Raw genomic sequence first — 24785 nt, forward strand, 5'->3', positions numbered from 1 at the left:
AGTAGGTATAGTAACATTTTAACTTGGTATTAATGAGTGAAATTACTTAAAACCCGAACTTTGATCTGTTAACAACCACTTTACCACCAACCATCACTAATCGCTATGTTCACGGCTACCCTTCCGAGTACGGACCCTTCTCAAAATCCCATTCATTCAGTCACTCCGCACTGGCCAGATCTGCTTAACGTGCCTCAAAACTAATCATTCAGCTGATCTGTCAGTCACCTACCATGAAATCCCTGAATGACGAGGAACTGGTCCGCCTGTACGTTGATACGCACCAAAGCGATTATTTTAACATTCTCTACGAACGCTACGTAAACAAAGTTTATAGCCGCTGCATGTCCTTTTTTAAGGATCATGAAACGGCTCAGGACCTTACGCAGGATATCTTCGTTCGGGTTTTTACCCGCCTTGACAACTTTCAGCAGCGGGCTGCCTTTTCGACCTGGCTATACTCAATTTCGTACAATCACTGCATGGATCACATCCGGTCCGGCAAACGGCTGAATACGCTTCCGCTGGACGGTGAGTTTGCTGATGAAGTAGCCGACGTCGACGAGTCATCGGCGCTGCACGCCCGGCTGCACCAGTTGTCGCAGTTTGTCGACGATCTGCCTCAGTTTGAACGTAATCTGCTCCAGCTGAAATACGAGCAGGGTAAGAACGTGCAGGAAATCAGCGAAGAATTAAAACTGAGTGAGAGCGCCGTAAAGATGCGTCTGAAGCGGACCCGCGACAAGGTACGTGAACTACACACCAGACGAGCCCGGGCGTAGCCTGCTCCCGGCCCGATTCGCTAACGTGTTTGCTCTAGGTCAGCAGCCCTGGATTGTCGGTTGTCCTAAAAATAGTTAAAAGGTTGGCCCAGTAGCAATTTTCCGGCTCCGGTTCTGGTTGAGCCTGTAACTCCTTTTGGTATCAGGTAGCGGGCTTACGGTAGTGGTTGTATCTTCGCGGTGGCGAGTTACAAACGGTTGAACTGACCGGCCCGAACCTGATCTGCCTGCATAGGGTTTTAAAGCAGGAGGGTAGCTACATGGCTCAATCATGATCTTAAGAACGGAGAATTTAATAAAGAAATACGGTTCGCGACTGGTGAATAACAACGTGTCGTACCAGGTCGAACAGGGTGAAATTGTAGGTTTACTTGGCCCGAACGGAGCCGGCAAAACTACGTCCTTCTATATGGCGGTTGGGCTGGTGAAACCCAACAGCGGCAAAGTATTCATCGACAACACCGACGTTACGGACCTTCCGATGTACAAGCGGGCACGACTGGGGCTGGGGTATCTGGCTCAGGAAGCATCGGTTTTTCGCGATTTGTCTGTCGAAGAAAACATCCTGGCCGTACTGGAAATGACAAACCTGCCCCGCCGGCAGCAACGCGATAAAGTTGAGGAACTGCTGGATGAGTTCAGCCTGACGCACGTCCGGAAGAGCAAAGGCAAGGTGTTGTCGGGGGGAGAGCGTCGGCGGACAGAAATCGCACGGGCGCTGGCGGTGGATCCCAAGTTTATTCTGCTCGACGAACCCTTTGCGGGTGTTGACCCGATTGCGGTGGAAGACATCCAGAGCATTGTGGCCAAACTCAAACACCGAAACATCGGCATTCTGATCACCGACCACAACGTAAACGAAACCCTGTCGATCACCGACCGGGCGTACCTGCTGTTTGAAGGAAAGATTCTGAAACAGGGTACCGCCGAAGAGTTAGCCAACGACGAACAGGTACGTCGGCTGTATCTGGGGCAACATTTTGAACTGAAGCGAAAAATCTGACGCAACGAACCTCTAAAACCTGAGTCATCCCAGAGGTAGCGTGACAAGTCAGGTTTTAGAGACTCAATCAACTCCGGCGGGTGCTTGTAAACCACAGACGAGCAAGCCTTTCGTGTCAGTCATACATGGCCATCTGCCGGAAAATCTTCAACGAGCCGCCCGGCTCCCGACGCCAGATTCGGATATCTTTCCCGGTACTCACCCCCGACCAGTCCCCATTTTTGACAAGGGCGATGTGGCTGGTATACTCAATAACAAACGGGCCCAGCTCATCGATCTGATCGTTACGACTCGCCTGCTGCTCAAAAACTGGCAGTTGGTTGACAGGCTCCTTCAGAAAGGCGTCGATCTCCGGGTTGGGTTTTATAAAGTCCGAATGCCACTCCGGAACTGCCACCTACTCAAGAACAAACCGTTGCGGCACGCTACGGCAGCCTGGCTTCGTCGGCCATACAGAACAGCCAGAGTATATGTAATGCATCGCTGATCAGAAAAAATATAGCTAGGTATTATTTCGTACGAAAAATTTCCTACCTTTGGCTGACTGAACAATTGAAGCGGGTATGGAACCTACCAAGTCAGAACTGGAAATACTACAAGTACTGTGGCAGCACGGACCGTCGACGGTCCGATTCGTCAATGATACGCTTAATGAGCAGAAACGCCAGGTTCAGTACTCCTCAACGCTGAAGCTGATGCAGATCATGGCCGAAAAGGGGCTATTGGTCCGCGACCAAAGCAGTATGAAACACATTTATAGTCCGGCAGAAGAGGAGGGGAAAGCCAAAAAGAAACTGCTGGACCGCTTCGTGGACTCAATCTACAACGGCTCGGCCACCAGCCTGGTGATGCAGCTCTTCGGCAATCGCAATACTTCCAAGGAAGAGCTGGCTGAGATCAAAGAGTTTCTTAAAAAGCTCGACCAATAAAGATTGATAAGCCCGAACGACTTTATCTGTTTTTATCATGAATCGTTTCCTCTTCGATCTCCCCCTTTCTCCTGAATTCATTCAGGCCCTGAGCTGGACATTGCTCCATTCATTATGGCAGGGACTCGTGCTGGCGATCCTGACGGGTCTGGTACTGCTTACGCTCAGAAAAGCCAGGCCAGCACTACGTTACCATGTACTGCTGGCCCTGCTGGGACTGTTTATGGCCGTCAGTGCGGTCACCTTCTGGCTGGAATACCCCCAGACTGCTGACACAATCGTTCAGTACGCGGAGCAGCCCGGTACGGAAATAAGCAGCCGGCAGGCTGGTAAAACGGACCTGTGGCCCGACAGAGAGCGTCAAATAACCCACCTGATGGACTTCGGTAGCCGGCATGCGCCCCTGATCGTAGCTGTTTGGTTCGTGGTCTTTCTGCTCAAAACCTTGAAGGCCGGTATGGGGCTTTATTCCATTCACTGGCTACGGCACCATGGGACGCGCCCGGTGAGCAGAGAGTGGGCTGAGCGGGTAACCGAACTGGCCCGTAGGCTGAAGCTCCGGCAGGCGGTGCTTTTTGCCGAATCAGAACGAGTAACCGTGCCGTTGGTAGTCGGCTTCCTGCGCCCCCTTATTTTGGTGCCCGCGGGGTTCCTGACTCAGTTGCCTTACCAGCAGGTTGAGGCCATATTGTTGCACGAACTGGCGCACATTCACCGCAAAGACTACCTGGTCAACCTGTTTCAGAGTCTGGCTGAGCACATTTTCTTCTTCAATCCGGCCGTCTTATGGCTGTCGTATCTGCTCCGTCAGGAGCGCGAACACTGCTGCGACGAGCTGGCGATCGGAGTGACGCAGAACAGAAAATCCTTTGTGGAGGCACTGGTCCAGTTTCAGGAGTATAAGCTGATGCAGCCGGTCCATACGCTGGCTTTTGCAGGCCGTCGCAACCACCTGCTGGATCGTATCAAGCGAATCATGTACAACAACAATAAACCTTTAGAAGCCGTGGAAAAAGTATTTGTAAGCACCAGTCTGCTCGCCATCACCCTCTTGTCAGTGGCCTTTTCTCCCACTTCGCCCTCAGCGGCACCCCAGCCCAAAGCCCCGAGTCTCCCTGTCCGGCAGACAGTAGTCATTTCTTCCCCTTCACCGGTCGCCCCCACAGCGGCTATCGTTACGCCCCCGGCAACGCCTATCGTTACCCCCAAAGCAGCGAAAGCAGCGTCTGTCGTTACACCACCAGCCGTTGCCGATACGATTCAGCCCGGAACAAAAAAGAAGCAGGTGGGTAAGGCCCTGTCAACCTACCACATGTCGTTCAACGGCAAGCGGTATGAGATTGTGGAACAGGACGGAAAAATAACGGGCCTGACCATAGATGGAACTGTCATTGCTGAAGACAAAATTGAATCGTACCGTTCTGAACTTGAGCCGGTGATGGCCCAGGTACGGGAGCATCAGAAGCAGGCTGAATTGCACCGGGCATACGCCGAGGAGCATCGGCGGGAAGCTGAAGAACACCGCAGGCAGGCCGAAGTGCAGCGTGCCGAGGCCCAGGCACAGCGGGTAACGGCCCGTCGTGACGCCGAAGAGATGCGGACACAGGCTGAAAAGAATCGTAAAGAGGCCCAGGCGATGAGAGCTTCGCAGGAGCAGTACCGGGCACAGGCTGATGCGGCCCGCCGTCAGGCCGACGAAGCCCGTCAGATGGCCCAGGTACGGAGGAGGGAAGCGGATGAACACCGGGCGAAAGCGGAAGCCCACCGGGCCGAATATGAGAAGATGCAGAACGGGTTGATTACCGATTTGATCCAGGAGGGGGTCATCCAGAGCAAAGAGAATATGTCGTACCGGTTGAATGAAGACGAATTAGTCGTAAACGGCCAGAAGCAATCTGATGCACTACACCAGAAGCTGAAGAACAAGTATCTGAAAGAGTCGAAAGGTGAACTGTTCCACAACTGGCAGGGGAAGAGTGGTATTATGTATAGCCGATAGTTAGTTTGCTGGTCAATGCTTTGAGATCATAATCCCCACTTGTTCGAACAAGTGGGGATTATGGCGTTAAAGCCGGGCATTCCATTGGGATATACGCTATCAATCCGGTCAGGGGAGAGGTAATCGGAACCAGAACCAGGCAACGAAATCGATCCTCTTTCGGAACCCATAAAGCTACCCGTATCCGTCGCTTTCGGTTCGGCTCGAGACCGCATCGTTCCACCATCAGCGCGTAGCGCGGGACTACCGAAACAACACCACCGAACTACTCTACCGCACCTGAGTCCAGGGTGCCTTACTGTTTTTCTACTGCTAATGGGACTTAGTTTACGAGCAGTAACGACAGCCACTGGTGCGTAAACACCTGTTTGAAACCGTTCTGTGGCTTGGGCTGGCCACTTTTTGTTTTTCTGACCAAACTCATCGACCTACAAATCATTTAATTTCTGATCAAGAGTCGGCTGAACGTAGCGCAGCTATGATTCGTCTTGTTCTGGTTCATTGTGATGGCGTCCTGTCCCGAATAGATGTTCGTTTGATTGAGTTTCCTAAAGCCGTTGACGAATTCGTATAGTGTTAGTTGTTAGTTTGCGGACTGCACCGCCCTGAAATTATCGGTTGGATTCCAGTCAATCAGTAAGTAGCGTGGATCGATACCAACTTTAGCGAGTCGGTCAGGAAGGGTCAACATGATCGTCTGCTTGCCCGATTTAATTCGGTGCTTTTGCAGATAAAGCGGTCTGCCTACCTCCTGTCCCACTTCGGCGGGTGCGAAGACGCCGATTTCCACCCAGTCCGTCATCGGTAATGTAGTCTCTCTACCAGCGCTGTCAACGACCAGCTTGCGGGCCTGCAAGGCGAGGGTTACCTGCCACTTGCCGCCTTTGATGGGTTTGGCGGTGACTGTCTCCGTCGACAGCTCCCAAAAGGTATTGGCCTTGAACAGGTCGTGCAGCAGCGGTTGTAGCGAATCCGGCGCTACCGTCTGCAACTCCCGGTAAAGGTCCAGCGACGTGGGTCGGGGAAGCGTTCCGGGGCGGTGATGTGCCAGCAGGTTCCGGAGCGCCCCGTTTACGTGGTCCCGACCCATGTATTGGCTCAGCGCGTACAGCGCCAGGGGTCCTTTGCGGTACATCTGATACCAGTCGTCCGCCTGCAGGAGCGGTAAGGCGGCCCGGGTACGCGGGGTTTCGTTCTCTTCCCGCAGAAAGCTCAGGAGCCGCCCGAGGTACTCCGGACCGTATCGATCTTCCAGTACGCCCATGGCCGAGTACCACGCCAGACTCTCGGTGATCAGGCCGGCGCCCTCTACATACGCTTGTTTGAGCTGGTTTCCCCACCACTGGTGTGCTACCTCGTGCGCCACCACGGCCGTCACCAGATCAAAGCCCCGCGGATCCGCGGTTGGATTCAGGAGAAAAAAGCCTTCCTCGGCCGTAATGTTGATGGGCGCAGCGTGGTGGCCGAAGCCGTAACCCGGATGGGTCACAAAGCGGAGTTGCCGGTGCGGGTAGGGCCCAAACTGCCTGGTGTAATAGTCCAGCGAAGCCTGCGCGCTCCGCACCATCCGCTCCGAATTCTCGGTAAGCCCCGGCGGATAGAAAATCTGGATGGAAATCTCCGGCTGCGGGCTTCCCGACGGATTTCGCCATGTTCCTTCCTGCACCGCGTAGCTGGCCGAGAAAATCGCATATTCATTCCGGATGGGAGCCTCCGTGGCATACTGGAAGTAGCGACGGCCTTCTTTGGTCCAGGTCCGGCGCAACGTTCCCGGCGCCACCACCGTCTGGTCTGCATCCGTACCCACGATGGCCTCAAAGCGGATCTGCTCGGCAAACGGGGCATACCGCCGGGCCGCTACGTCATAGAGCGAGGCCGTGGCTGGCCGGGGTTCCAGGCCATACGCTTTGCGGGCACCGGCCTCATCCAGTTCCCGATACGGCTGGTACCCAATGACCGGAAGCCACTCCATGTTCCGGAAGCTGGTGCCGTTTGCTAGTATCTGGGCGTCTGCACCGTTGTTGGTGAAGCCCTGCGGTTGGTACGTTACCCCAAAGCGCAGGCGAAGCGAATCGCCGGGGTGAAGGGGCTTCGTCAGGGCGTAGATTCGGTAGCCAAGTTCCTCGTCCACAAGTACTTCCTTTAAGGGTTGATCAGCGCTTGTCACGCTTGTTTGAACACCCGTCCCCGTAGCCAGATGCACCGAGTCGATGGGTGCCGCGCTGTTATTCGTCAGCAGGTAGGTGCCTTGTATCTGCACGGTTCGCTGCCTGGAATAGATTTCGACCTGGAGGATTACGCCGGTCAGCAGGGGCTGAGGTACGTTCTGGTACCGGCGGTAACGCTGCTCGTAGGCTGCCCGCTGCGCCATGGTGGCGGAACTGCTGGTGTAGTCATGCAGTACGTTGGTGTTGTAGAAAATAAAACCCCCGAATGCCAATATGACACCCGTTGCCGCCCCTGATACCCAGACCAGCGAAGTTGTGAAGCGCCGACGGGCCAGCCGAAGCCGTGAGGCCACACTGCCTTCCCGGCTCCGCACCCAGAAAAGCACCGCCACTACCGCCAGCAACAGCGCCCACGCGGCCCAGTAACCTTTAAACCACAGCCAGGGCACCAGCGTGGGCCCGAAGCCAGCCATGTCAGTATACGTCCAGGATGGGCTGGCGGCAAAAATGAGCAGCTTGTGCTCAATTCCCAAGGTCGGCGCAAAGGTGATGGCCCCGTAGACCACAAGGGCTACCAGATGACCCACAAACTTCTGATTCACCAATACGTGTACGCAAAGGGCCAGCAGGGCAAAAAGCAGATAATCGACCAACTGCAGCCCGAACAGGACTGGTACGAACAACCCTATGACAGGACTGCCACCGCCCAATGCCACCTGCGCCACTAGTCCGGCCGTCATCACGAAGATCAGCCACATCGGCAGCACCAGGCTCAAGGCCAGAAATTGACTCCCAAAAAGAACCCATTCCGGCACCGGTACTACGTTCGCCAGTTCACTCAGGCCGGTTTCCCGTTCCCGCCATACCAGTTCGCCGGCGTAAAAAATGGTGAGCAGGGCGATGAGTGTCCAGAAAAACTTTGGTTCCGTCAGTGGAGCCGTCAGCAGATGCAGGATAAAGTCAGTTCGGGGCAGTAAGGGCGTGCCCCGACCTTTCAGATTGCCGCGTATGGTTAATCCGAACAGCAGGGCCAGAATAGCCAGCAGGGGCAAACCGGCCTTGCTTTTAGCGAGCGACAGAAAGGCGCTCCAGGTAATCAGGCGTAACTGACGCAGCTGCGTAGCAAGGCCGTACGTTCCTCTTTCAAGCGGCTGCGTGTCTTCGGCTTTCCAGTTCAGGCTCTCCTGGTCAGCCACACTGGATGCCAGCAGTTGACGGGTTTTCTGCCGCTGGGCGGTTTCGGGTAAGATAAACTGGAAACGGAAATAGGTAAACGCCAGCATACCCAGCGAAATACCCAACCACAGCAGGCGGTTGGTGAGGAAAGAGCCTTCCAGCAGCAGCAAGCGCGTATTCTTCTCCAGCGGACTCCAGTCATTGTTCAGATGGTCCAGCACCGGGCCAAAGCTCATCGGATCAGCCAGATTGCCCCATTGTCCCACCTCCGGCAGCACCGGCCAGATCAGGTAAGCAGCCGCGAACAGGGCTGCTCCGGCCAGATAGCTCCCCAGGGCCCGGCGGCTGAGCGTCGCCAGCGAGAACTGAATGGCGGTGGCAAAAAAGGCGTTGGGCAACGCGATAAAGCAAAACGTAGTGAGGTAAGCCGCTACCCGGAATGGCCCCAGAATGTCGGCCTCCACCCCGGAACAGTGCATGGCCAGCAACAAGCCCGCCGGAATGGCGAGCAGGATAAGGACACTGAGGGTAAAGGCGGCCCCGAACCGCCCGCCCAGATAGGCGACTTTGCTGGCGGGGGTGGTGTAGGTGAGCGAATGCATGCGGGTCTGTACGTCGCGGGTTGCGGCATCGCCTGCTACGGATGCACCGATCAGAAGCCACTTTACGCTGCAGATAACCGTGACGGATGCCATGACGATGGGCGCATTGAGCAGAAAATACCCGTCCCGCGCATCGGACGCATAATTGGCGATAACAATCAGGAAAGCGATGATCAGAATAACCGCGAAGTAGAGCCAGGTCGTGGCCCGGCGGAACTGGTAGCGGAATTCCAGCGCAAAAATTTGTCTGAATTTCATAGCGCTATACCCTCCGTTTTTGGCTGCTGACTTGTTTGGCCGAAGCACCCCGTCAGGGCACTGAAATAGACATCCTCCAGGTCCGGCTCCACCGGGTCAAATCCGTTGCCGGGACTTTCCGGGCTGTACACATGCGCTACGGTGCGGCCACTCAACCGTTTGGCCGAAATGATCCGGTGCTCCCGCTCCAGCGCAGGCAGAGATTGTTTATCAGTCAGCTTGCGCCAGATCCGGCCTTTGAGGGCGGCCACAGCTTCCAGTGGTTTGGCTTCCAGCAGAATCTGTCCTTTATCGATGATGGCCATATTCGTGCATAGTTCAGCCACATCAGCCACAATGTGCGTGGAAAGAATCACTACGCTGTTTTCCCCTACTTCGCTGAGCAGATTGAGGAAACGTACCCGTTCGGCGGGGTCGAGGCCCGCTGTTGGCTCGTCGACGATCAGCAATCGGGGGTTGCCCAGCAAGGCCACCGCCACGCCAAAGCGTTGCCGCATACCACCGGAGTAGCCACCCAGCTTCTGCTTACGCTTGTCCCACAGATTGGTTTGTTTAAGTAAGGCCTCGGTGGCTTCTCTGCGCACGGCCCGGTTGGTGATGCCTTTCAGCACCGCGAAGTAGTCGAGCAGTTCTTCGGCACTGGCTTTGGGATACACACCGAACTCCTGAGGCAGGTAACCCAACGTCTGGCGCACGGCTTCCTTCTGGTTGACCACATCAATATCGCCCAAAACGATCTGCCCTTCATCGGGCTCCTGCAACGTAGCGAGCGTACGCATGAGGGTTGATTTGCCCGCGCCGTTGGGGCCGAGCAGCCCATACATACCCGGTGGAATAGTCAGGGAGACGTTGGTCAACGCCTGCACGGCATTGGAATACCGTTTGGAGACATTACGGATGGTTAGGCCTGGTGGGTGCGCTTCCATTGGATCGGCAAGTGTTACAGTTAATCGTCAGGAGTGAGGACAGTGAAGCACGTTGAGGATGCTTTCCTGCGCTGTTTTCTACGAAGCAATGGACACCGGATCGGAACGCGAAACGAGATATACGAAGGCGGTGAAGTAATCGACCAGGGCTGGCTTTGCTTCCGCCAACGTATGGCAGGCTCTATTGCATAGCTCGTAGATCAGGATTGGCATCTGGTCGAGAAGATGACCTGCGTACGGCAGGAAAAAATAACTTTGTTCTATGGAGCGGATCAAAAAAATCTTCCGGCTGATTCACCTGTCTCTCTGGGGCTTATTTACCTTTTTGGTGGGTTTGCAGTTGGGGAGCGAAGGCGACACCCACTGGCTCAGCACCACCGCGGGATTTGTTGCAACCTGTACCTATGTTTTTTACACTCATTTCTACGTACTGACCCGCTATGCCGGTAAGCGAGGGCGCAGGGGCTATTGGCTCAGCCTGGCTGGGGTTCTGTTGACCGGGCCTTTCCCTTTTTTGTTTTTCCACCACAAAGCGCTGGCTACCTGGTCCCTTTTCTTAAATTACTACGGTATGCAGCTGCTTTCAACGGTACCCGTTTTTGTCTTCCTGAGCTGGCTGGCCAGGGTCACCGAAACTCTGGTTGTTAATACCATCAGGAAAGAGCAGTTGGAGAAGCAGGCTGCCGAGACAGAATTGCATTATCTAAAATCGCAGATCAATCCGCACTTCCTGTTCAATACCCTTAATAACATTCACACGCTGGTGTATAAACAGGCACCCGCAGCCCCGGAGGCTGTTATGCAGCTGGCCTCGTTGATGCGCTATATGATTTACGAGTCCAATGCGGCCACGGTTCCGCTTTCGAGGGAGATGGGTTATTTGCGGGATTATGTGAGTTTGCAGCAGCTCCGCTACAAGAACAGTCCGGTGGTGGACCTGCAGATAGAGGGGGAGACCGACTCCTGCTACGTGGCTCCCCTGTTGTTCATCCACCTGCTCGAAAACGCTTACAAACACAGCCCCGCCCGGCTGGAACCCGGCGACCTGAAGGTACGGGTCGCGGTCAGGGAAGACAGCCTCGCCTTCAGTGTGCAGAACCCAATCGGAAAGCATGTGGCCAAAACGCTGGACGAACCGGGTGGCATCGGGCTGCCCAATGTCCGGAAAAGGCTGGCGTTGTTGTATCCTGACCAGCACTCGCTGACCATTCAGAACACCGGCGAAACCTTTACGGTCGTTCTCACCATTCGCGGTCTTCATTCACAAACTCATGAAAGAAAAGCTCACCTGCTGCATCATTGAGGACGAGCACCTGGCCCAGGAAATACTGGAAGAGTACATCAGCAAAGTCCCGTTTCTGGAGTTAAAAGGTGTCTACGACAGTCCCCTGGAGGCCGCCGGCCCGCTGGCGGAAAACAAACCCGACCTGCTGTTTCTGGACATCAGCATGCCGGATCTGGATGGGCTGAGTTTCATCCCGATGCTGAGCCCCAAACCCATGATTATCCTTACTACCGCCTACGATCAGTACGCGCTGAAGGCCTACGAACTGGAGGTGAAGGACTACCTGTTGAAACCCTTTACGTTTGAGCGGTTTTACAAAAGCGTTCTGCGTCTGTACCAGCAGCAAAGTCCCCGCCATAGCGGGGAAAAGAAGGAAGAAAGAACGGAAACGAAGAACGGGCCGGGGTATATGTTTCTCAAGGTGGGCCACCGCATCCAGAAAGTGGCTATTGGCGATATTCTTTTTGTGGAGGGTATGAAAGACTATTTACGGATTCATACCGCGGACGAGAAGATTATGACGCTGTTGAGTTTCGCCAAGCTGGAAGAGCTGTTACCCGCCGAGGCTTTTGCCCGCGTGCACCGATCCTTTCTGGTCGCAATTGACAAAATCGACCACATCGAGAAAAACCGGATCTGGATTGCTGACCAGATCATCCCCATCACTGATACGTATGCCGAGGCTTTTTATAAGCTGCTGAAGGGGTTACAATAGGGGGGCTTAGCTCGAATCAAGAATCGGTCAAAAGGGCGGCAACTTTCAACCAACAATACGTTCATCTCTGGCCCCAGGAGCGCTCTACCCTATGGCTTTCTGTGGTGCATTATCAACGCGGCTTTTTTTGCAACAAGGTTTTAATGATGCGTCCTGCCTGGTTTAAGGCTGAAGTTCAAGTCGATACGTGTTCAATTGGCTGGGGCCGAACGGCACGTTGAGGCTGCCTTTCGTCGGAGATACCGTGCGTTCGTTGGTCTCAATATGGGTTGTCTGCCAGGCCCGCCTGATGGGTCGGGCCAGTTGAAGCCCTGGCGTAACGGCCGTATTGGTTACGTTCCAGAAGCGGGTAAGCAGGCCGTTGTTGATACCTTCTTCGCTGGGTTTCAGGCTCCAGAGCAGCACATTCCGGTCGGTGACCGTTAACAGTGAATAGGTCGCGGCTGGGTAACTGCCAGCTGAGCCTGTCACGACACCGGTTACTAGTGGGTTCTGGTGTTCGAGTGAAAAACGCATGGCGGCCAGCGCATCGAAAGCCGATTGATGCGTGGTGAGCGCAAACTGGTAGCGGAAGGCAGTAGCTCCGTTTTGTTTCAGAATGCCAAGTTTTGGCCCGTCAACCTGTCCGCCCGCCAGCGCGTTCAACTGGGTCGACGTTTCCCACAGCGAATCGGTTGTGCTTTGGCCCAATTTAAAGAAACTGCAATCCATGTTGGATACCGTTACGCCATAAGCAGCCTCGCTCAGATCAGCGAAATGATTGAACGTTAGCCAGTCGTAGCGGCCCAGTGCGCTGGTGCCGTTTCGGGCAGCATAATGACCGCCACGCGTTTCTTTTTTTGCCGTGAGAATCGCACCCAGTTCTTCATGGCGAGTCGTGGGTTTGGTTAAGTTGAGTGAAAAGGCCCAGGTTTTTATCGAATCAAAATTGGCCTGGATGCTGTCTTCAATCTCGATACGCCGACTGTTTTTGTACAACGTCACCCGGACGGTATGCGCAATCGGATCGTTGGAAACTGCTTTGAGCGTTACGGATACGGCTCCCGCATTGTCGACCTCGACCGTATTGCCAGCATCCGGATTTGTTGTGCCCAAATCATTTAACAACCGTCCGTCAATTGACTGGATAACGTTTCGGTTACCAGCGCGCAGATCCACCAGTTCGCTGATAACGCCTGATTTGCGCAGGCGAAGCCGGTAATAGCCATTCTGTATGGTTTCGCCGTTCACCTGAGCAGCCAACGGTTGTCGGGTTGGAGCGCCGGTCCGAATCTCAAAGACTTTGTAACCCACCGAGGGTATGTTCTCAGCCCAGATGCGTAGATACGGCCGGCCCCCTTTACGAATCACCTGACTGGTTGCTTCGATGTTGGTCTGTACGTCAATCACCTTCACCGGATCGTTGCCAACAAAGGCAAAATCAGCTACATCGCTGCGAATCCAGCTAAGCGGGTTGAACACATAAAACCGAATTGCCGTACCGCTTACAGCCTTCACGTGGCTCCCCAGCGCAGTTACTGATCGGTTGTAAAGCGTGTCGACATAACCGGTGATGTAGTTCTTCTGCTTGGTCTGCCAGTCGGCCCGCTCCTGGCGGGTAACCGGCCCGTCGGCGGTCCAGTCATGTTCCCAATACAGCCCATACGCATCCCAGGCCTGCTTTCGGGCGGGCGTCAGGTCGCGGGCAAACGTAGAATCTTTCAGCGACACGAACGAGGCCAGGGCTTCGGCGGTGCGTAGCTTCTCGGTAGCTCGACGGACCTGGGCCGTGGTTTCATTCATCGATGCCGGGTACAGATCCCACTCGTTGCCATAGCTGACCGACTCGCCTGGTAGGTTGGGGTAGCTTCGGTCAACATCTCGAAAAAAGTCTTCTTCGTTCGACACCCGCACCCGGCGGTTGGGTGTCGTACCGGTCTGTGCCGCCCTGATGAAATCGGGTGCGACAAACGTACTGAGATCGTCCCAGCCGTAGCCAAACGCCCCGGCTACGTTGTAAGGATAGGTTGAGCTCGCCGAAACGGTGTCACAAAGAGTCGTCAGGTCATTAATCGTGCGGGCAAAATTAGCGGCTATACCCGCTGTTTTACGTTGCGGCCGGGTTTCGGCATACCCGCCGACCCCGCTATTTTCTCCGGTCAGGTTGTACCACTTCATGATGACGCTGCGCCGGTCGGGGCCCATATACCGGTACAACTGGTGGTTCCGGTGAGCCAGACTGGCATTGGCAATCCGGCTCGCACAGCCACACACGCCCCGCCAACTGTATTTGGCGCCCGCTCCCGCCCAAAGCGAACTCAGCCCCATCGGCAGCGTCTGATTTTCCATGCATACCGCCATCGAAAACCGCAGCCGGGACGCCGGACCGCTATACTGCCGTTCGAGCTGCCCGGCGTAGTACATGCCCCGCAGGACGGCTTCAGTCGGCTGCCCGCCATACGTACTAACCAGTGCATTTAACGGACTGCTGATGTGCCCTGATTTGAGGTAGCCTATCAATCGATCAAACTGGGCCGGACTGCGATACTTCTGATACGTCCGCAGCCAGTAGCTGCCGTCGCAGTTGAAGCGGGCCTGGAAGTCGTCGGGGTTGTTGCGGGTCGAATCAATCTGGCCCATGTAGTAGTCCAGCATGTGCACAAAAGCCGAGTCGTACTGCGCTTCGTTGCCCGTCCACATGTAGTCGGTATGGTCGTCGTTGGCCAGATACAGCCGTTTGACGGGCTGCGCCTGAGTAGCCAAAGCGGATGTTAATAAAAAGACGACGGGAAGAAGTGCTTTCATAGTTATTACTACACGCAGAGGAACCGAGAACTTAGTGAGTTTCAAAGACAGGAGCTGGCAGCACCCGGATTCCGCTCAAACACATTGGTTTGGGCCACCGCGATCATCGCTATAAGAGCGTGCTCTCCGAAAAACGGCACATAGTGTGTTTTCTGAAAATAAATAAAAACTGGATTTCTTAGCAAGGTATTTCGTAAGTAGTTGTAATACAAGGGTTAAGGTTATCGTAAGCTTAATATTTAGGTAATATCCGGTTTTCTAATTTTAACCGCTTATTCATCTGTTTATCTACTAACCAATCACCCTTGTATGAAGAGACTTTTCCTGTTTGCGTTGCTGGTGCTCGGCCCCTTGCTGTCGTTTGCTCAGCTGGCGCCCGGTAGTATTGCCTTTACCGGCATAAATGGCGACGGTACCGACGATCTGGCGTTGGTCGTACTTGATGCAATTCCTGCCAACACAACTATTTATCTTCGGGACTCTGAATGGACTGGCTCGTCGTTTCCGCTAAGTGACGAAGGCCGAATCACCTGGACTACCGGTGGGGCCGTAATTCCGGCTGGTACGGTCGTAACGTTCACGAATGTAAACAATGCTGCCCCAACGGTAAGTGTTGGATTGGCTTCTCAGGTTGGCAATCCCGGTATTTCCAACGATGGTGATGGCGTTTTTGCTTTCCTCGGATCTGACGATAATACCCCTACTACCTTTCTGGCGGCCGTGGCTACCAATGGGGCCGGTAGCTTCGGCACCCTCAGCGGGACGGGCCTGTCGCTCGGCAGTACGGCCGTGGCTCTCAGCGGTGAAGTCGCCATTGGAATTTACAACGGTACCCGAACCGGTATTTCGCGGAGTTGCCTGCCTTCCGTTATCAATAACTCCGCTAACTGGCAGACTCAGATAAACAGCGGTGGTAATCAGGCGGCCGACGGTACGGCACCCGACGTGCCCTTCAGCACAACGGCGTTTACCTTCGGTGCATCATGCCCGCTGCCAACCGTAGCGTTCAGCGTAGCGAGCCAGACAGTGAATGAGAATGCCGGTCAGGCCACCGTGACGCTTTCAATCACGAATCCGGGCAGCCAGAGTGCGTCTGTGCAGCTTTTTGTGTCGTCGGGATCGGCCACGAACGGCAGCGACTACAGCCTGTCGGTGCCGCAGACGGTGACCTTCCCGGCATCGTCATCCGCTAGTCAGACCGTTGTGATTCCGGTTACAGACGACGCAACGGCCGAAGCCGATGAATACATTTTGCTGCGGTTGCAGAATCCAATTGGCGCGCAGATCGGTTCCGGCAACTCGCAGGTTGTTTTTATCCGGGACAACGACAAACCGGCACCGACCAGCAGCGATCCTGGTTTTCAGCTTCAACTGCTGACCAGCTACCGCAACCCAACGGCGGGGTCGTCGGAGATTGTGACGTTTGATAAAGGCAGCAGGCGCCTGTTCATTGCGAACTCGATTGGCAATAAAATTGACATTGTCAACTTCGATAACCCGTCTGCGCCTACGCCCGTTTCGTCCATCGACGTATCGGCGCTGGGTGGAAGCATCAACAGCGTAGCCGCCCGCGACGGCATTGTGGCAGCCGCCATTGAAAGTGTGCCGAAGACCGACAACGGTAAAATTGTATTCTTCGACGTTAACGGAAACAAACTGAGCGAAGTAACGGCCGGGGCACTGCCGGATGCCGTATTCTTCTCGCCCGATGGTCGATACGTCGTAACACCCAACGAAGGCGAACCGTCGAATGATTACCAGACTGATCCGGAAGGGTCGGTAACGATCGTCGACATCAGCGGAGGGGTGGCTAATCTGACGCAGGCCAACGCTACCACGGTAAGCTTTGCCTCGCTGAACGGCATGAAAGCCATGCTGCGCAGCATGGGCGTCCGGCTGTTTGGTAAGAAAGGGGGCGTTGTCGACGGTAGCAGCGTGGCCGAAGACCTGGAGCCGGAATATATTACGTTTACGCCCGATTCGAAACTGGCGTACGTAACGCTCCAGGAAAATAACGCGATCATCGTTATTGATCTCGTTAACAAAACGATCGCGACCAAAGATGGCCAGCCGTTCATTAAGCCGCTCGGCCTGAAAGACCATAGTCAGGTGCGCAATGCCCTCGACCCGACGGATCAGGGCGGGAATCAGGTGTTGATAAACGCACCAATTTTTGGTATGTACATGCCGGATGCCATTGCAACGTTTACGGCGAATGGTCAGACGTACTTTGTGACGGCCAACGAAGGCGATGCCCGCGAGTATGATCCCGTGCTGATTGAAGAAACCCGGATTGGCTCGCTTAATCTGGACCCAACGGCCTTTCCCAATGCGGCCGATCTGAAGAATAACCTGATCTTAGGCCGCCTGAACGCGACAAACCAGACGGGCGATACGGACGGGGATGGCGATATTGACAAAATTCACGTACTGGGCAGCCGATCGTTTACGGTATGGGATGCCAACGGCAATCTGGTGTGGGACAGTGGCGATGATTTTGAGCGCTATACCCGCGATAACTTCTCGAACCTGTTCAACGTCGACAATGGTACGTCGGTGGCTACCAAGAACCGGAGTGATAACAAAGGACCTGAACCGGAAGGGATCACCACCGCTCAGATTGGCAGCAAAACGTACGCGTTCATTACTCTGGAACGTACGGGGGGCGTGATGGTCTACGACGTAACGACCCCGACGGCTCCGCAGTTTGTGACGTACACGGTGAACCGGAGCGTACCGCCCAATAACGCGACCGACGATCGCGGTCCGGAAGGCGTAATCTTTATCTCAGCCGCCGACAGCCCCAACAGTAAGCCACTTGTGTTGCTGGCGAACGAAACCAGTAACTCTATTTCGGTCTATCAGATCAACGGTGTGCAGAGTCAACAGCCGCTGGCCCTGATCGATCCTTTATACAACTGCGCTACGGGTGAAATTACGTTCCGCAGCGAAGGAGGGGATGGTTCACCCGTTGAGTACATGGCGATCGGCGTAAAACCGTACAGCACCAACCCCAACGGGGTTATCGAACAGGAGAAGCGCAACGACCCTAACAGTGGTACGGTGGTAACGCTGATGGCCCGCCAGAGCGGGGTAGTGGTCATGCGTGACTTTGATTTTGGTGCCTTCTGTAGTGGTACTAACCCCTCGCAGCCACTGGCGCTGATCGAACCGCTTTACAACTGCCAGACCGGTGCCATCACCTTCCGCACGACGGGCGGTAACGGTACGCCGATCGAGTTCCGGTCGGTGGGTATCAAGGACTGGTCGACCGACCCGAATGGTGTGATTGATGCCGCCAAGCGTAACGACCCCAACAGCGGCACGGTGGTAACGCTGATGGCTCGTCAGAGCGGGGTAGTGGTCATGCGCGACTTTGATTTTGGTGCCTTCTGCGGGGGTACTAACCCCTCGCAGCCGCTGACGCTGATCGAACCGCTCTACAACTGCCAGACCGGTGCCATCACCTTCCGCACGACGGGCGGTAACGGTACGCCGATCGAGTTCCGGTCGGTGGGCATCAAGGACTGGTCAACTAACCCGAATGGGGTCATCGAACAGGAGAAGCGCAACGATCCCAACAGTGGTACGGTGGTAACGCTGATGGCCCGCCAGAGTGGGGTAGTGGTCATGCGTGACTTTGATTTCGGTGCGTTCTGTCGGCAAAGCGCCCGCGTGGCCGCTACGGAAGCCGTTGAGTCGCTGAACGTACGGCTGCTGGGTAACCCGACCAGGGAGGACGTAGTTGCTGAAATCAAGGGGGCCGCCGGTCAGACATTGACCGTGTCGCTGACGGATCTCAACGGCCGGGCCGTCGAAACGAAAACCATTGACAAAGCCGCCCCAACCGAGTGGGCTGTGTTCGACATTCGTCGGCAGTCGACGGGGATACTGTTGCTGAAAGTAGCTACGCCCAAACAGACCAGAACGGTCCGGGTTGTGAAGCAATAACACGTAAAGGTTATCTTTTTTGCACAACGCCCCGGTCGTCTGGCCGGGGCGTTGTGTTAACCCAGCACCTCCCGCAGCACGGGCAGTGATTTAACCTCGCCCAGCGAATCGATGTGGATCTTGTAGTACGATACCAGCGCATCCAGCAGTTCATTCCGGGCCGATCGGCTTAGTTTGATCGGCGTACCCAGTGGCTGGCGTAACATAGCGTTGAGTGCGCTGGTCAATTCATCGTCGGCCAGAAAAGGTACCGAGTTTTCGTGGAGCTGCTCTTCAAACTCACGGGCGCTCTCGGGGCCAAAGCCCAGGAAAAACGACAATTTGAGCAGGAACGTCAGGTGGAAATTTTCGTAATTCGTCCGGGCATCTTCCAGAAACAAGACCGAATCGATCAGAAACCGGAACAGCACCGGGTTGCCGGCTTCTTCCTTCAACGTCTTGGTCAGCATTTCCGTTACGAAAATGGCCATGCTCGATTTGGCCACTTCAAACGGAATGCTTTGAAATGGGTAGTTTGTTTTGGCTTCCGATAGCCGGTGCAGATCGCGGTCGTCTTTGTAGTAAACAACCATTTCCAGGAGCGTCAGGGGCTGGAACAGAGCGATCTTGTTTGATTTGCTTTTCGCCGAACGGACACCGTTGACTATATAGCTCTGGAGGCCAAATTCTTCGGTATAAACGCGGGCTATGATGGAGGTTTCGCGGTAACGCAGGTAACTAAGGGCAATGCCCCGGGTCTTTTGCAGCATACGGTTCTTTAGGCACGGAACAGCTTTGACTATATCCCGTGACCGTTAATCGGATCGTTACTAATATAACAAAATTGACTGGATTTTTCGTGGGTTTACCTTATAATTGGCGAATTTCCGAACCTTCGCATGAAACTTTACAAAACCCGCCACGGCATCGTCGTCGAACATGACCGTACCGACAGACCCGCCCAATTCCACCGCGCCCCTTCCGACGACTGGGACTATCTGGTTAATCAGGACGACCTTTACCAGTTTCTGGAACAGGAAGTGCCTTCGTCCGCAGCGTCGGACGATTATCAGAACTGGATCAAGTCAGACCTCCTGGCGCCCATCGGCCAGCAGGAAGTCTGGGCGTCGGGGGTGACGTATCTCCGCAGCCGCGATGCCCGCATGGAGGAGTCCAAAAAAGCAGGTGGTGGCGACTTCTACGACCGGGTGTACGATGCCGAACGGCCTGAATTATTTTTTAAATCGACCGCCACGCGAGTGGTTGCTCCCGGCGACAAAGTACGTATCCGGCAGGATTCCACCTGGAACGTACCGGAGCCGGAACTGACCCTGTTCATTACGTCGGGCGGCAAGATTGTGGGCTATACCTGCGGCAACGACATGAGTTCCCGAAGCATCGAGGGCGAAAACCCGCTGTATCTGCCTCAGGCCAAGACATACGACGGAAGCGCGGCTCTGGGCCCCTGCCTGTACGTTCCCGGGAAGCCCATTGCCGCCGATGCGACGATCCGGCTCCAGATTATGCGGAACAACCAACCGGCTTTCGAAAACAGCATCGGTATTGATCAGATGAAACGCAAACATGATGAGCTGGTTTCGTTTCTGTTTCGGGAGTGCTCGTTCCCGAATGGCTGCTACCTCATGACGGGTACGGGGATTGTGCCGCCCGACGATTTCACGCTGGAAAAAGGCGACGTCGTCCGGATTACGATCGATGGCATCGGAACGCTGGAGAATCCGGTTGGCTAACCATCAGGACTGGCTTTTCGGAGCCTGAATAGAGATTGTTTTAGCGGAGCTGTAGCAACGGCTCCGCTTTTTTATTGGTCAGTAAAACTTCCCCGGTTTGCTGATGCATATGCCACCCTGCGCCAGTTGGTTGACAAACTGCCGGGGCGAAATGCCCATGTATTGCTGAAAATCCTTAATCAGATGGCTATGGTCGTGGTAGCCAAATTCATATACCAGCGATAGCCAATCTACGGAGGTTGTCGGTTGTTGACAAAGAAATGCCACTACCTTCTTGAACCGCAGGAACCGGGCCAGCTCTTTGGCCGAGTAGCCAAGCTGTTTCTGGAGCGTTGATTGAATCGTGCGGGCCGAAACGTTCTGTTTGGCCGCTAACATTCTGACCGGCTCAACGGCCGCATTGTTGAAATAAGGAATGCTTTCCAGCATCGAACTCGTTGTCGAATCGACCGGGGCGGCATGCGTCAGGGCGTATTCATTGAGCAATCGCAACCGATCCGCCAGAGTGGTTATCGGGGCTAGTTGAGCCCACAACTCACTAAAGCAGCTTTTATTCAGCAGTACGTCGGGATCGTGGATGTCTTCGGCTTTCAGTGTCTGCATGGGCACGTGCAGCAACCGGTAAAAGCCGTTCAGCGTGAAGTTCACGACAATCAGGTCGGCTCCGGTGGGGAGTTCATACGTCAGCGTTTTCTGCAAGGGTCCCAACACGGCCGTCTGGCTAATAACGTAGGGTGCATCGCCCAGCCAGACGGGAACAGCAGGCCCGAAATTGAACACCAGCAACATCTCGTAATTCGGGAATAATTGCTGCCGGAGCGGTGCGTCCTGTGCCTTCTGCTGAACGCAGTAGTAGTGGCTGAACACGGTCGCCAGTCGTTCGTCGGCCTCAATCAGTTGGCTGCTCATCGAATAAGAACCGTTTCGTTTTCTTACAATTTTGCCCGGCTGTGGTGGCGGACCTTTGTCCTGTCAGAACGAAAAAAATCATATTTCGGCTCACTCAGGTCAAAATAAGTTCTGGCGCTGATCCTGATGGAGCCCTAAACGTCAAAACGTATGAATGCTACCGCAATGTCACAAAACGAATCCACTGCGCCTGCCATTCTGATAACCGGGGCAACGGGCAGTGTTGGATCAGAAGTAGTTAAACTACTGGCTGAACAAGGTACTACTTTTCGGGTAATGGTTCGATCGGCCAACGATGCCGAACGGCTATCAACGCTACCGGGAGCCGAGGCTGTGTTGGGAGACTTCAACGAACCGGCTACGCTGGCCAAAGCGCTGGCGGGCATAAAGCACGCTTTTTTGCTGACTAACTCCTCAGAGCAGGCCGAAGCGCAGCAGGTATCATTCGTCGCTGAAGCCCAGCGGGCCGGGGTTCGGCACCTTGTCAAACTATCGCAGTTTGCGGCTGATCGAAACTCCCCCGTGCGGTTTCTGCGCTACCATGCGGTGGTTGAGCAGGCGATTCGGGAGTCAGGTATAGCCTTTACGTTTCTGCGCCCGAATCTGTTCATGCAGGGCCTGCTAGGCTTCCGGGAGCCGATTATGCACCAGGGTAAGTTCTTTGCTGCCGTAGGCGATGCCCGGATCACCGCCGTTGACGTTCGCGATATTGCCGCCGTTGCCGCAGCCGCTCTGACGGAGCCTGGTCATGAAGGCAAGATATACAACATTACCGGCCCGGAAGCCCTGACCCACGCGGAGATGGCCGATCAATTGTCCGATGCGCTCGGTAAGCCTGTCACCTTTGTGAATGTACCACCGGTTGCCATGCGTCAGGCCCTGATAGCGGCTGGTTTCCCAGATTGGCAGACCGATGGACTGCTCGAAGACTACGCGCATTACAGCCGCAACGAAGCGTCGGGGGTATTTCCGGATGTGGAAGAAGTTACCGGTAAAGGAGCCCGAACATTTGCGGATTTTGCCCGGGATTACGCGGTTTTTTTCTGAGTACGTCAGATAATTGCTAACGGATCAGTTAGAACGCTGATGGTCATGATCCTTATGATTAATCATGCTAAAATCATAAGGATCATGACCATCAGCGTTCTATATGTATTAGTAGAAACGATAGCGTATCTGTCTTTTCAATAACTCAAGCGTAACAAATAGTAGTACCTGATTATGCAGCGACGATCCGTATTGAAAAATCTGGCCATCGGCGTTGGCGGGCTGGTGAGCCTACCCGCCTGGGCCTCCGGCTGGACACCTGAATCGATTGGACGGGTATCGACCGTAGCGCTCAACGAAGAAGCGCTACTGGGCGAACTGGTCGAAACCTTTATTCCGCAAACCGATACGCCCGGAGCCAAAGCACTCGGGGTACACCAGTTTGCGTTGCGCATGATTCGGGATTGCTACGATCCGTCAGCGCAGACTATGTTGCAGCAGGGACTGGCGCTGATGGATTCCACCGCTCAGCAGACGCACGGCAAAGGGTTTATGAAGTGCGATGCGACCCAGCGGAAAGACGTACTGACCAGACTGGCGGCTTCGACCGATCCCGTTGGCAAACCGTTCGTCGACATGGTTAAAGGGTTGACGATCCGGGGGTACACAAACTCTGAGTTTTATCTGGTGAATGTGCAGAAGTATGTGATGGCGCCCGGTTTCTACCACGGCTGTGTGCCGGTGCAGAAAATTGCCGTGAACGGTACCCGGTAAGTTGGTTTCCCACTTTTTCCAAGATGTCAATGGCTTATCTAAACATAGATTCAGTTAAAGCGCGTACGTTCGACGCAATCGTGATTGGTTCGGGGATCAGTGGCGGCTGGGCGGCTAAAGAGTTGACCGAAGGCGGACTGCGGACGCTCGTACTGGAGCGTGGTCGCGACGTGAAACACATCACCGACTACCCGACCACGATGATGCAGCCGTGGGAATTTCCGCACGGTGGACAGCTTTCTAAAGAATACCGGGACGCCAACCCGATTGCCAGCCGTTGCTACGCGAACCGGGAGGACGCCAGTCATTTCTTCGTCAAGGACGCCGAGCATCCCTACGTGCAGGAAAAGCCGTTCGACTGGATTCGGGGCTACCACGTGGGCGGAAAATCGCTGATGTGGGCACGGGGAACGCAGCGCTGGTCGCAGTACGATTTCGACGGCCCCGCCCGCGACGGTTTCGCGGTGGAGTGGCCGATTGGCTATACCGACATCGCGCCCTGGTACAGCCACGTCGAACGGTTCGCCGGGATCTCAGGCAACAAAGACGGCCTGCCGCAACTCCCCGACGGCGAATTCCTGCCGCCCCATGAGCAATCGTGCGTGGAGAAGCACTTCACCAATGAAATGGCGAAGCACTACAACGGAACGCGGCCGGTCATCATCGGCCGGTGCGCGCACCTGACCAAGCCGCAGCCCATTCATTATCAGCAGGGCCGGGCGCAGTGCCAGAATCGGTCGTTGTGCCAGCGGGGTTGCCCATACGGCGGGTATTTCAGCAGCAACTCCTCTACGTTGCCCTGGGCGGCTAAAACCGGTAAGCTGACGCTCCGGCCGGATTCGGTTGTGCATTCGATCATCTTCGATGAAAAGAAAAACAAAGCGTCTGGCGTGCGAGTCATCGACGCGCATACGAAGCAGATGACGGAGTACTACGCCCGGATCATCTTTGTCAATGCGGCCTGCCTGAACAGCAACCTGATTCTGATGAATTCCAGATCGAACCGGTTTCCGAACGGACTGGGCAACGATAACGGTCTGCTGGGGAAATACATGGCGTTCCATAATTTCCGCACAACCATTTCGGCCGAGTACGAAGGGCTGCTGGAGTCGACCACCGAAGGCATTCGACCCAACAGCAGCTATATTCCGCGGTTCCGCAACGTATTCAAGCAGGAAACGACCGGTCCGGCGTCCCAGTTTCTGCGGGGCTACGCGGCCGGGTTTGGTTCTTCGCGTATGACAAGTGCCGATACGTCGGGCGTAGGTGAAGAACTGAAAGCCAGTCTGATGCAGCCCAAATATGGTAACTGGCGCGTCAACTCGTGGATGATGGGCGAAACGATCCCCAAAGAAAGCAGCTACGTAACGCTGGACTCAAATCTGACCGATCCGTGGGGAATTCCGCAGTTGAGGATATCGGTTGGCTACGACGATAACGACGAGAAGATGATTCGTGATTTCCACGAGCAGATGACCGAAATGTTGACCGTTGCGGGCTTCATCAACATCCAGACCCATGATGTGCCGGAAAAAGCCCCGGGCCTGGATATCCATGAGATGGGGGGCGTCCGGATGGGTAAAGACCCCAAAACGTCACTGCTCAACAAGTGGAACCAGTTCCATACCTGCAAAAACGTGTTCGTGACGGACGGGGCCTGCATGACGTCGACCTCGACCCAGAACCCGTCGCTGACGTTCATGGCCATTACGGCGCGGGCGGCCAATTACGCCGTGAAAGAGCTGCGGAAGGGAAATTTGTAGTGTAGACAGTCAAGCGCCCGCAACGTTGCGGGCGCTTGACTGTC

Annotated in this window: 17 protein-coding genes; 11 read left to right on the forward strand and 6 right to left on the reverse strand. The window is 55.0% G+C overall.

Going from position 1 to position 24785, the window contains the following annotated elements:
- Positions 1-233 precede the first annotated feature (233 nt).
- Both DYU11_RS07590 and lptB read left to right on the forward strand, forming a co-directional pair.
- A complete protein-coding gene (locus tag DYU11_RS07590; protein ID WP_119667053.1) occupies positions 234-782 on the forward strand; it encodes an RNA polymerase sigma factor in 549 nt (182 codons plus the stop codon).
- A gap of 271 nt (positions 783-1053) precedes the next feature.
- The gene (gene lptB / locus DYU11_RS07595; RefSeq protein ID WP_119667054.1) at positions 1054-1785 is read left to right on the forward strand and encodes an LPS export ABC transporter ATP-binding protein; all 732 of its coding nucleotides are present in this window, start codon (positions 1054-1056) and stop codon (positions 1783-1785) included.
- Positions 1786-1900: 115 nt separating this feature from the next.
- Here lptB and DYU11_RS07600 read toward each other — a convergent pair whose 3' ends face one another.
- A complete protein-coding gene (locus tag DYU11_RS07600; protein ID WP_119667055.1) occupies positions 1901-2182 on the reverse strand; it encodes a hypothetical protein in 282 nt (93 codons plus the stop codon).
- A gap of 166 nt (positions 2183-2348) precedes the next feature.
- Here DYU11_RS07600 and DYU11_RS07605 point away from each other — a divergent pair, with 166 nt between their 5' ends.
- The gene (locus tag DYU11_RS07605; protein WP_119667056.1) at positions 2349-2714 is read left to right on the forward strand and encodes a BlaI/MecI/CopY family transcriptional regulator; all 366 of its coding nucleotides are present in this window, start codon (positions 2349-2351) and stop codon (positions 2712-2714) included.
- Between the two features lie 37 nt (positions 2715-2751).
- A complete protein-coding gene (locus DYU11_RS07610) occupies positions 2752-4713 on the forward strand; it encodes a M56 family metallopeptidase (RefSeq protein ID WP_119667057.1) in 1962 nt (653 codons plus the stop codon).
- A gap of 583 nt (positions 4714-5296) precedes the next feature.
- Here the strand turns inward: DYU11_RS07610 and DYU11_RS07615 are convergent.
- Together DYU11_RS07615 and DYU11_RS07620 are read right to left on the reverse strand one after the other, a co-directional pair.
- Complete coding sequence (locus DYU11_RS07615; protein WP_119667058.1) at positions 5297-8917, reverse strand: ABC transporter permease/M1 family aminopeptidase; 3621 nt, start codon at positions 8915-8917, stop codon at positions 5297-5299.
- Positions 8914-9843, reverse strand: a complete 930-nt coding sequence (locus DYU11_RS07620; protein ID WP_119667059.1) for an ABC transporter ATP-binding protein — start codon at positions 9841-9843, stop codon at positions 8914-8916. The genes DYU11_RS07615 and DYU11_RS07620 overlap by 4 nt, the downstream gene beginning before the upstream one ends.
- Before the next feature lie 262 nt (positions 9844-10105).
- Here DYU11_RS07620 and DYU11_RS07625 point away from each other — a divergent pair, with 262 nt between their 5' ends.
- Together DYU11_RS07625 and DYU11_RS07630 are read left to right on the forward strand one after the other, a co-directional pair.
- A complete protein-coding gene (locus DYU11_RS07625; RefSeq protein ID WP_119667060.1) occupies positions 10106-11146 on the forward strand; it encodes a sensor histidine kinase in 1041 nt (346 codons plus the stop codon).
- A complete protein-coding gene (locus DYU11_RS07630; protein WP_119667061.1) occupies positions 11115-11843 on the forward strand; it encodes a LytR/AlgR family response regulator transcription factor in 729 nt (242 codons plus the stop codon). The genes DYU11_RS07625 and DYU11_RS07630 overlap by 32 nt, the downstream gene beginning before the upstream one ends.
- Before the next feature lie 162 nt (positions 11844-12005).
- Here the strand turns inward: DYU11_RS07630 and DYU11_RS07635 are convergent, their stop codons facing one another.
- The gene (locus tag DYU11_RS07635) at positions 12006-14627 is read right to left on the reverse strand and encodes a glycosyl hydrolase-related protein (RefSeq protein WP_119667062.1); all 2622 of its coding nucleotides are present in this window, start codon (positions 14625-14627) and stop codon (positions 12006-12008) included.
- A 309-nt stretch (positions 14628-14936) separates the two neighbouring features.
- Between DYU11_RS07635 and DYU11_RS07640 the strand changes: the two genes are divergently transcribed.
- Positions 14937-18578 carry a choice-of-anchor I family protein gene (locus DYU11_RS07640; protein WP_119667063.1) on the forward strand — a complete coding sequence of 1214 codons (3642 nt, stop codon included), beginning with the start codon at positions 14937-14939 and terminating at the stop codon, positions 18576-18578.
- Positions 18579-18634: 56 nt separating this feature from the next.
- Here the strand turns inward: DYU11_RS07640 and recO are convergent, their stop codons facing one another.
- Positions 18635-19327 carry a DNA repair protein RecO gene (recO, locus tag DYU11_RS07645; RefSeq protein WP_119667064.1) on the reverse strand — a complete coding sequence of 231 codons (693 nt, stop codon included), beginning with the start codon at positions 19325-19327 and terminating at the stop codon, positions 18635-18637.
- 129 nt (positions 19328-19456) lie between these two features.
- On the opposite strand from recO, the gene DYU11_RS07650 reads away from it, so the two are divergent.
- Complete coding sequence (locus DYU11_RS07650) at positions 19457-20308, forward strand: fumarylacetoacetate hydrolase family protein (RefSeq protein ID WP_119667065.1); 852 nt, start codon at positions 19457-19459, stop codon at positions 20306-20308.
- A gap of 78 nt (positions 20309-20386) precedes the next feature.
- Here the strand turns inward: DYU11_RS07650 and DYU11_RS07655 are convergent, their stop codons facing one another.
- Entirely contained in the window at positions 20387-21217 is an 831-nt protein-coding gene (locus tag DYU11_RS07655) for a helix-turn-helix domain-containing protein (protein WP_119667066.1), read from the reverse strand.
- 150 nt (positions 21218-21367) lie between these two features.
- On the opposite strand from DYU11_RS07655, the gene DYU11_RS07660 reads away from it, so the two are divergent.
- The 3 genes from DYU11_RS07660 to DYU11_RS07670 all read left to right on the forward strand — a co-directional run bounded on the left by DYU11_RS07660 (position 21368) and on the right by DYU11_RS07670 (position 24741).
- Entirely contained in the window at positions 21368-22264 is an 897-nt protein-coding gene (locus tag DYU11_RS07660; RefSeq protein WP_119667067.1) for an SDR family oxidoreductase, read from the forward strand.
- 174 nt (positions 22265-22438) lie between these two features.
- The gene (locus DYU11_RS07665) at positions 22439-22978 is read left to right on the forward strand and encodes a gluconate 2-dehydrogenase subunit 3 family protein (protein WP_119667068.1); all 540 of its coding nucleotides are present in this window, start codon (positions 22439-22441) and stop codon (positions 22976-22978) included.
- 29 nt (positions 22979-23007) lie between these two features.
- Positions 23008-24741, forward strand: a complete 1734-nt coding sequence (locus DYU11_RS07670) for a GMC oxidoreductase (protein ID WP_119667499.1) — start codon at positions 23008-23010, stop codon at positions 24739-24741.
- Positions 24742-24785 lie beyond the last annotated feature (44 nt).

Source organism: Fibrisoma montanum, from assembly GCF_003583365.1.
Taxonomy (GTDB): domain Bacteria; phylum Bacteroidota; class Bacteroidia; order Cytophagales; family Spirosomataceae; genus Fibrisoma; species Fibrisoma montanum.